The sequence below is a fragment of the Nocardioides sp. NPDC058538 genome (assembly GCF_042719275.1).
Taxonomy (GTDB): Bacteria; Actinomycetota; Actinomycetes; order Propionibacteriales; family Nocardioidaceae; genus Nocardioides.
In genome coordinates, this window is record NZ_JBHXNY010000003.1 from 240,551 (window position 1) to 249,026 (window position 8,476).

Below are 8,476 nucleotides of genomic sequence, written 5' to 3' on the forward strand. Positions count from 1 at the left end.
ACCCCCCCCGTGGGGCCCCCGGGGGGGGGCGCGGGTGACCTCACCAACCACCCCCCCTCGGTTTTGGGCTTGCCCCCCCCCACGCTCGCTAGCGCGAGGGTCTGAACGAAGTGGCCCTCGACCGGCGGAGGACTCAGCTGAGGCCGGTGAGCTTGCCGGCGATGCCGCCGGCGGCCTTGAGGGCGACGCCCTCCTCGAAGTTCCGGGTGACCTGGGGGATGTGCTTCTCGGCCTCGGCGATGGCGCTGGTGAGGACCTCGGAGGCGGGGGTGTCGGGCCACAGGTAGAGCGAGAGGGCTCCGGGGATGGAGTTGACCTCGTTGATGTAGACCTCGCCCTTGCCGTCGGAGAGGAAGTCGATGCGGAGGATGCCGGTCAGGCCGGTGAGCTCCACGACGCGTACGGCCAGGTCCTTGATCTGCTTGGTGACCGACTCCTCGACCTGGGCCGGGAACTCCCGCGGGGAGGAGGAGAGGCCGTCGGTGTGGACGTACTTGGCGGAGTAGTCGTACATCTTCGCCTCGTCCGAGCGCAGTGGACGCTCGACATCGCTCACCACGACCTCGGGCGCGGTGCGCACCGAGGCGTTGAGGTCGAAGAGGTCGGGGCGGTACGGCTCGACGACCGCGCCCGCACGCAGGTGCGGGGAGGTGTTGAGGAGCGCCAGGCCGGTCTCGTAGTCGTCGACGACCTCGATGCCGATCGAGGAGCCGCCGAAGCGCGGCTTGACGATGTAGGGGCCCTCGAAGGACGGAGCGGCGAAGCGCGAGAGCAGCTCACGCTGCAGCGACGGGAGGCCGGCGTTGAGCATGACCGCACCGAAGGCGAGCTTGTCCATGCCGAGTGCGGCCGCGGCCGGGGTCGCACCGGTCGCCTTGAGGCCGGCGAGCTCGAAGAGCCACTGGATGCCGCCGGCCTCGCCTGCTCCGCCGTGGAAGGCGGAGAGGATCGGGCCGGTCTCGAGGCGCTTGCCGCCGCCGAAGCCGCCGACGGTGTAGAAACCGTCGCCCTTCTCGGAGCCGAGGCGGAACTCGACGGCCTTGGAGCCCTTCGGCTCGCCGCCGAGGAAGTCACGCGCCTCCTGCTTGGCGGGCACCAGGAACCACTTGTCGGAGCGCGCCCAGTAGAGGCACATCACCTCGACGCCGGCACCGGAGAGGACCCGCTCGGCCTGCAGGCCGGTGAGGATGCTGATGTCGTGCTCGGCGCTGGGACCGCCGAAGACGATGGTGGCCTTGGTAACGCTCATGGTGAAAGCTCCTGGGGGTCCTACGCGTAGTGGTCGGGGAGGTCGTTCTCGTACAGCACCACGTCGCCCTCCTTGGCCGCGGTCAGAGCATGATCCGCTGCCGCCTTACGGCTCTCGAACGCAGTGGTTCGCGCTGGCTCCCCCGAACGCAGCGCTTTTCGGTTGGTGCGACCGACGATGCACAGCCGCATCTTGTCGGAGGCCGTGGCAGCCTGCGCGAACTCGATGTTGCGCGCGGCCTGCTCGGTGCCCAGCTCGACCATACCGGGCGTGATGGTCCACACCGTGCCCGACTCCCCTGCCAGCCGCTTGGCCTTCGCGAGCGCCGCGGCGGCTCCGGTGGGGTTGGAGTTGAAGGTGTCGTCGACGACCCAGACGCCGCCGGGCGTCCTGTTGGCCTCGGCGCGGTGGGGTGTGCCGGGGATCGACGCCAGACGCTGGGTGATCGTCTCGATCGGGACCTCGACCGCGAGGGCGAGGCCGACGGCGATCGCCACGTTGATCGGGTGCCCGACCTCGTCAGGCAGCTGGACGGCGTACGTCTCGCCGTTGATCTGGAGCGCGCCGTCGGCCACCACGACCTCGGCGGTGGTGCCCGGGACGGCGGAGCAGGCGATGACGCGCTTGCTGGCGCGGAGGTTCTCGGCGATGAGGGCGAGCTCGGGTACGTCGATGTTGAGCACCACGGTCGAGGCCTTCGGGAGGATCTCCGACTTGGCCTTCACGATCGTCTCGCGCGACTTCATCCGCTCCAGGTGGGCTTCGCCGATCGTCGTGATGGCGGCGACCTCCGGCGGGAAGATCTCGGTCAGCTCGGCGATCTCGCCGGGGCCGTAGGTGCCCATCTCGGCCACGAAGATGTCGGTGCCGGGCTGGAGACGGTCGTTGACCGCGCGGGAGAGGCCCATCGCGTTGTTGAAGCTCGCCGGTGAGGCCAGCGTCGACCAGCGGCCCTGCATGAGGTGGGTCGCGTAGTTCTTCGTCGAGGTCTTGCCGTAGGAGCCGGTGATCGCGACGATCCGCGGGCTGACCTTCTTGATCGTGGCGGCCGCCTGGACCTGCCACTTCTTCGCCATCGCCTTCTCGATCGGCCACATGATCGCCAGCGCCGCCTCGGCCAGCGGGACCGCGAGGATCGGGAGCAGACCCGCAGCGGTCGGGGCGACGAGCGCGATCACGACGGTGACGATCGCGTGCAGCACGAACAGCACGCCGGCCAGGCGCTTGACGCGGTCGGTCCACACCAGCCGCTTGGCGCCGGTGAAGCTCATCCCCACCGGCCAGCCGATGAACAGCAGCGCGCCGACGAGTGCGCCATAGGGCAGCACGAACGAGGCCAGGCAGACCACGACGACCGCGCCGAGCAGGATCGCCTCGACCGGGCGTGCCTTGATCCAGATCCACTCGATCGCGAACAGCCGCGTCGGCTCGTAGTGCTCACGCTGAGCGACCCGCAGCCAGCGGTAGTACGAGATCAGGGTCAGCGCGGAGGTGACCAGGACGATCCACATGCTTCTTCTTCAGCCCCTCAGATTCAGTTCGTACGAAGTTCGTCGATGGCGCCTCGAAGGCTCTTGACCAGTCCCGCGTCGAGCAGGTGCGCGGAACCGGGGACGATCTCCAGGGTCGCGTTGCCCCCCAGGATCTCCATGGCCGCACCGGGCATCCAGACCGGTGCGGCGGTGTCGTTCTCGCCCCAGATCAGGCGGACCGGAAGGTCCTTCGGGATGGCTGCCAGCTGGTCGCCGTAGGACTCGTTGACGACCTTGACGAAGATGTCACGGATGACGCCCTTGGCGTTGCGGTAGTCGGTCGAGCCGTACTTCTCCCGCAGCGCCTCCATCCGTGTCTCGGGGATCAGCCCCTTGGAGTGGAGCCAGCGGCCGATCCGGTAGGCGAGCTTGGGCTTGCCACCGGTCTTCGGACGGAACAGCGGCACGCCGGTGAGGACGATGCCGCGGACGAGCTCCGGGCGGGCCGCGGCGAGCTGGACGGCCACCCGGCCGCCGAAGCTGTGGCCGACGAGCACCGGGCGGTCGAGACCCTCGAGGATCTTGGCCAGCCACTCGGCGTACTCCTTGCTTCCCCAGGCCTCCTCGGGGGCAGGGGTCGCGCCGAAGCCGGGCTGGTCGAGCGCGAGCGCGTCCAGGCCCTCGAGCGTCGAGCCCCAGTCGCTGCGGTTGCGGGCCCAGCCGTGCAGGGCCACGACGGTGGCAGCATCCTTGCCGTGCTTCTCACCGAAAGCACGTCCATCCAGCAGGGTCGTCAACACGGCCGCAACCTTATCCGGGACCATGCGCTGACCCGTAACCGCGCGGCGCATGAGCCCGGTTGTCGAGCGGGCAATAGGGTCGAAGTCATGGATCACAAGCCCGCCACGATCGCCGTCCACGCCGGGCGGCCGGCCCACGAGCCCGACCAGCCGCTCAACGTACCGATCACGATGGCATCGACCTATGTGGCCGGCGGGGACAAGGAGTACGGGCGCTACACCAACGACGCGTGGGTGGCGTTCGAGGAGGCGCTCGGGCAGCTCGAGGGCGGGCGGGCGCTGTCGTTCGCCTCGGGGCTCGCGGCGATCGCGACGCTGCTCGACCTGGTCAACGACTCGGTGGTCGTGGCGACCGAGCAGAGCTACCTGGGGACCATCGGCCAGCTGGCCGATCTCGAGGGGCGCGGCCGGTTGACCGCACGCCTCACAGACTTCTCCAACACGGCCGCGGTCGTGAAGCTGCTCGAGAAGCTCGACGGCGAGGTCGCGCTGGTCTGGGTCGAGACGCCGACCAACCCGGGGATGCAGCTCGCCGACCTGCCGGCCGTCATCGCCGCCGCGCACAAGGCCGGGGCGCGGGTCGTGGTCGACAACACCTTCGCCACTCCCCTGCTTCAGCAGCCGCTCGCGCTCGGCGCTGACATCGTCATCCACTCGGCCACCAAGTTCATCGCCGGCCACTCCGACGTCGTCATGGGTGCGGTCGTCGTCTCCGACGACACGCTGTGGGACGTGCTCAAGGCCCGTCGCGACCTACTCGGCGCGATCCCCGGTCCCTTCGAGGCGTGGCTGGCGCTTCGCGGCATTCGTACGCTGCACCTGCGCGTCGAGCGCTCCTCCGCCAACGCGGCGACCCTCGCCGAGCGCCTGGCCGCGCACCCGGCGGTCGCTGAGGTCCGCTACCCCGGGTTCGGCGGCATGCTGGCCGCCGTCCTCCCCACCGCGGAGCAGGCCGACCTGCTCACCCACTCCACCTCCCTGTGGGTCCATGCGACCTCCCTCGGCGGCGTCGAGTCCACCTTCGAGCGCCGTCGCCGCTGGAAGACCGAGTCGGCGACGGTGCCCGACGGGCTGGTGCGGATGTCGGTCGGGGTCGAGGACGTCGACGACCTCTGGGCCGACCTGCTCCAGGCGCTGGACCGCATCGGGAGCTAGTGGGTCGGCGACTCCGGGCTCACGACCAGCGCGGACCCGCCACCGCGTCGCCAAGGCTCGGCGGTCGAGGTCAGCAGGCCGTCGGGACCGATTTCGATCGCGGTGGCCGCGCCGAGCTCGGCGGTGGAGGCGAAGGTGTGTCCCAGCGACGTCAGCGGCCCGCCGTACGCCTCGATGAACGCCGGCTCGGCGCCGGTGTTCGCGGCGTTGCGCTGGGAGACCCGCGGCGCCGCCATCGCCTCGGGCAGGGTCCGGTCGCGCGCGTACCGCTCGACGAGGATCTGGAGCACCGTGGTGATGATCGTCGAGCCGCCCGGCGAACCGACCGCCAGGACGGGCCGGCCGTCGGAGAGGACGATCGTGGGTGACATCGAGCTGCGCGGGCGCTTGTTCGGCTCGATCCGGTTGGGGTCGTCGGCGCGATAGGTCGTCGAGAAGTCGGTCAGCTCGTTGTTGAGGATGAAGCCGCGGCCGGGCACGGTGATGCCGGATCCACCGGTCTGCTCGATGGTCAGGGTGTACTCGACGACATTGCCCCAGCGGTCGACCACGGTCAGGTTGGTGGTCTCGAGATTCTCGGTGTCCTTCGCGGTCTCGCCCGCGCCTTCCGCGCCGTCGCAGACCCCGTCGAAGTCGTACGCATCACCGGCCGCCACGGGCTTGGGCTGGGCCGCCGCGGGGTCGAGGCCGCAGGCCCGCTCGGCGGCGAAGGTGTCGTCGAGGAGCGCCTCGACGGGTACGTCGACGTGGTCGGGGTCGCCGAGGTAGGCGCCGCGGTCGGCGAAGGCGATCGCGCTCGCCTCGAGCAGATGGTGGTAGGCCTCGGTGTTGGTCATCCCGGCCAGCTCGTAGCGCTCCAGGATGTTGAGCGCCTCGCCCACCGAGGTGCCGCCCGAGGACGGCGGGGCCATCCCGTAGACATCCAGGTCGCGGTAGGTCGAGTGGGTCGGCTCGCGGTCGGGGGCGGTGTAGGCGGCGAGGTCCTCGGTGGTCACCCAGCCGGCCGGAACCGGGAGGTCGGTGTCGTCGCTCTTCGGCGGCTCGGCCACCGTCGCGGCGATCTCCGCGGCCAGCGGACCGCGGTAGAAGGCCTTCACGCCCTTGCGTCCGAGCAGGTCGTAGGTCGCGGCGATGTCGCGGTTGCGGAACCGGCTGCCGACCTCGGGCGCCGATCCTCCGGGAAGAAACAGTTCCGCTGTGGAATCGATCGCTGCGAAACGTTCCGCGTTGTCGACGGTCTGCTGGCGGAAGGTCTGGTCGACGACGAAGCCCCGGCGAGCCAGCCGCGCCGCCGGCTCGAGCGACTGGCCGAGCGACCGGGTGCCCCACTTCCGCAGCGCTTTGTCCCAGGTCAGCGGGGTGCCGGGCACTCCGACCGAGGCCCCGCTGGTGACCATGTCAGGGAAGAACGGATACTCCTTCCCGGTCTCGGGGTCGATGAACGCGTCGCGCGGCATCGCGGCCGGCGCCGTCTCCCGACCGTCGATCGTCTCGACCTCGCCGGTGCGCGCGGAGTAGTGCACGAAGAACCCGCCCCCGCCGATTCCGGCCGAGTAGGGCTCGGTCACGCCGAGCGCCGCAGCCGTCGCGACCGCGGCGTCGGTCGCGTTGCCGCCCTTGCGCAGCACCTCGAGCCCGACCCGGCTCGCGTCAGCGTCGACGCTCGCCACCGCGCCTCCGTAGCCGATCGCGGTGGGCACCTTCGGTGGTGGCGCCAGCCTCTCCTCCGGGGCGGCGGTCGCCCCGGCGTACGGGACCAGGGTGGCCAGCGCGAGCGCACCTCCGGTCAGTGTGGCGACAACTGCAGAGCGGCGTCCGAGCATGGCGATCTCCCAGAGATTGGCGGCTCGTCGAACGTACTACTTCCGCGCCGACCTCGAATTACGTTCTGAAATTCCTTAATTAGTAAGGGTTGCTTACAAACAAACCTGCTGCCACCATCGAATGGCGATTCGGGCGCCTGGTGCCCGAGCCAGCCATCACCTCGGAGGTGTCACCATGCATGTCGCCTTGCCCCGTTCCCAGCGAAGATCACGCCGGATTGCCGGCCTTCTCATCGGCGCACTCGCCGGAGCGCTCGCCCTCACCGGCACGCTCGTCCTCACCAGCACCCCGTCCAGCGCATCACTGAAGACGGCCGCCGCGGAGCCGACCGCGATCAACGGCTACCGCAACGTCGGCTACTTCGTGCAGTGGGGCGTCTACGGCCGCGCCTTCAAGCTCAAGCAGCTGGAGACGTCCGGAGTCGCCGACGACCTCACCCACCTCAACTACGCCTTCGGCAACATCCACCACCAGACGCTGACCTGCTTCGAGGCCAACAAGGCCCAGGGCGAGGGGCCCAACGGCTCCGACGGCGCCGGTGACGCCTACGCCGACTACGGGATGTCGTACGCAGCCGACGCCTCCGTCTCCGGCACGGCCGACACCTGGGACCAGCCCCTGGCCGGCTCCTTCAACCAGCTCAAGCAACTCAAGGCGAAGCACCCCGACCTGAAGGTCCTGCTCTCGCTGGGCGGCTGGACGTGGTCGAAGAACTTCTCCCTCGCGGCGGCGACGCCGGAGTCGCGACGCAAGTTCGTCTCCTCCTGCGTCGACCTCTACATCAAGGGCAACCTGCCGGTCATCGACGGCCGCGGTGGCACCGGAGCGGCCGCAGGCGTCTTCGACGGCTTCGACATCGACTGGGAGTGGCCGGGCTCGCCCAACGGCAACGCCGGCAACCACGTCGACCCGGTCAACGACCGCGCCAACTTCAAGGCGCTGCTGGCCGAGTTCCGCTCCCAGCTGGACGCACTGGGATCGACCACGGGCAAGGACTACCAGCTCTCCGCGTTCCTCCCGGCCAACCCGCAGGACATCGAGGCGGGCGGCTGGAACGACCCGGCGATCTTCAACTCCCTCGACTTCGGCAACATCCAGGGCTACGACCTGTGGGGTGCCTGGGACCCGACGCTGACCGGCCACCAGGGCAACCTCTACGCCGACCCCGCCGACCCGCGTCCCGACGGCAAGCGGTTCAGCGTGGACGAGTCGGTCCGGGAGTACCTGGACGCCGGCATCTCACCGGCCCAGCTCGGGCTCGGCATGGCGGCGTACGGCCGTGGTTGGCAGGGTGCGACCTCCTCCGCCCCGTGGGGTCCGGCGACCGCCGCGGCACCAGGGACGTACGAGGCCGGCAACGAGGACTACGACAAGCTCAAGTCCCGCGGCACCGACCACTACGACGCCGCGACCGGCGCCGGGTGGCGCTACGACGGCAACCAGTGGTGGAGCTACGACAACAAGCGCACGATCGCCCAGAAGGCGGCGTACGCCATCTCGAAGGGCCTCGGCGGAGGCATGTGGTGGGAGCTCTCCGGTGACCGCCAGGGCGAGCTGATCGGCACCTTCGCCGACGCGATGCGCAACGGCACCGGCGGTCCGGTCGAGGAGCCCGACCCGACCGACCCGCCCACCGAGGAGCCCACGGACCCGCCGACCGAGGAACCGACCGACCCGCCCGGCGGGGCGGCCGCATGGTCGGCGACCACCGTGTACGTCGCCGGTGACCGTGTCACCTACGGCGGTCACCTGTGGGAGGCCAAGTGGTGGACCCAGGGCAACACCCCGGGCACCGAGGAGTGGGGCCCGTGGAAGGACCTCGGCACCGCCTGACCCGCTGACCGCTCCGCTGGTCGAGCCCGGCGAGCGCTAGCGAGCCGGGGTCGGGACCAACACGGTCGCGTTACCGGGTTGTGAGCCCAACACACCCCCGAACGGCACCGGCCGCGCGACCAACGCGACTGTCCGGGGCAGCC

General features: G+C 70.1%; 6 protein-coding genes. 2 read left to right on the forward strand and 4 right to left on the reverse strand.

The features are described from left to right. Positions 1-133 precede the first annotated feature (133 nt). The 3 genes from ACFWQC_RS04520 to ACFWQC_RS04530 are packed head-to-tail and all read right to left on the reverse strand — an operon-like array spanning position 134 to position 3,521. Positions 134-1,249 carry a hypothetical protein gene (locus ACFWQC_RS04520; protein WP_378673652.1) on the reverse strand — a complete coding sequence of 372 codons (1,116 nt, stop codon included), beginning with the start codon at positions 1,247-1,249 and terminating at the stop codon, positions 134-136. A gap of 20 nt (positions 1,250-1,269) precedes the next feature. Further along, entirely contained in the window at positions 1,270-2,760 is a 1,491-nt protein-coding gene (locus ACFWQC_RS04525; protein ID WP_378673654.1) for a Mur ligase family protein, read from the reverse strand. A 23-nt stretch (positions 2,761-2,783) separates the two neighbouring features. Beyond that, entirely contained in the window at positions 2,784-3,521 is a 738-nt protein-coding gene (locus tag ACFWQC_RS04530) for an alpha/beta fold hydrolase (RefSeq protein WP_378673656.1), read from the reverse strand. A gap of 87 nt (positions 3,522-3,608) precedes the next feature. Here ACFWQC_RS04530 and ACFWQC_RS04535 point away from each other — a divergent pair, with 87 nt between their 5' ends. Next, on the forward strand, positions 3,609-4,676 hold the full coding sequence (locus ACFWQC_RS04535; RefSeq protein ID WP_378673659.1) for a trans-sulfuration enzyme family protein: 1,068 nt from the start codon (positions 3,609-3,611) through the stop codon (positions 4,674-4,676). Here the strand turns inward: ACFWQC_RS04535 and ggt are convergent. Further along, entirely contained in the window at positions 4,673-6,499 is a 1,827-nt protein-coding gene (gene ggt, locus ACFWQC_RS04540; protein WP_378673662.1) for a gamma-glutamyltransferase, read from the reverse strand. The two genes, ACFWQC_RS04535 and ggt, sit on opposite strands and share 4 nt — an antisense overlap. A gap of 175 nt (positions 6,500-6,674) precedes the next feature. Here ggt and ACFWQC_RS04545 point away from each other — a divergent pair, with 175 nt between their 5' ends. Beyond that, positions 6,675-8,333, forward strand: a complete 1,659-nt coding sequence (locus ACFWQC_RS04545; protein ID WP_378673665.1) for a glycosyl hydrolase family 18 protein — start codon at positions 6,675-6,677, stop codon at positions 8,331-8,333. Positions 8,334-8,476 lie beyond the last annotated feature (143 nt).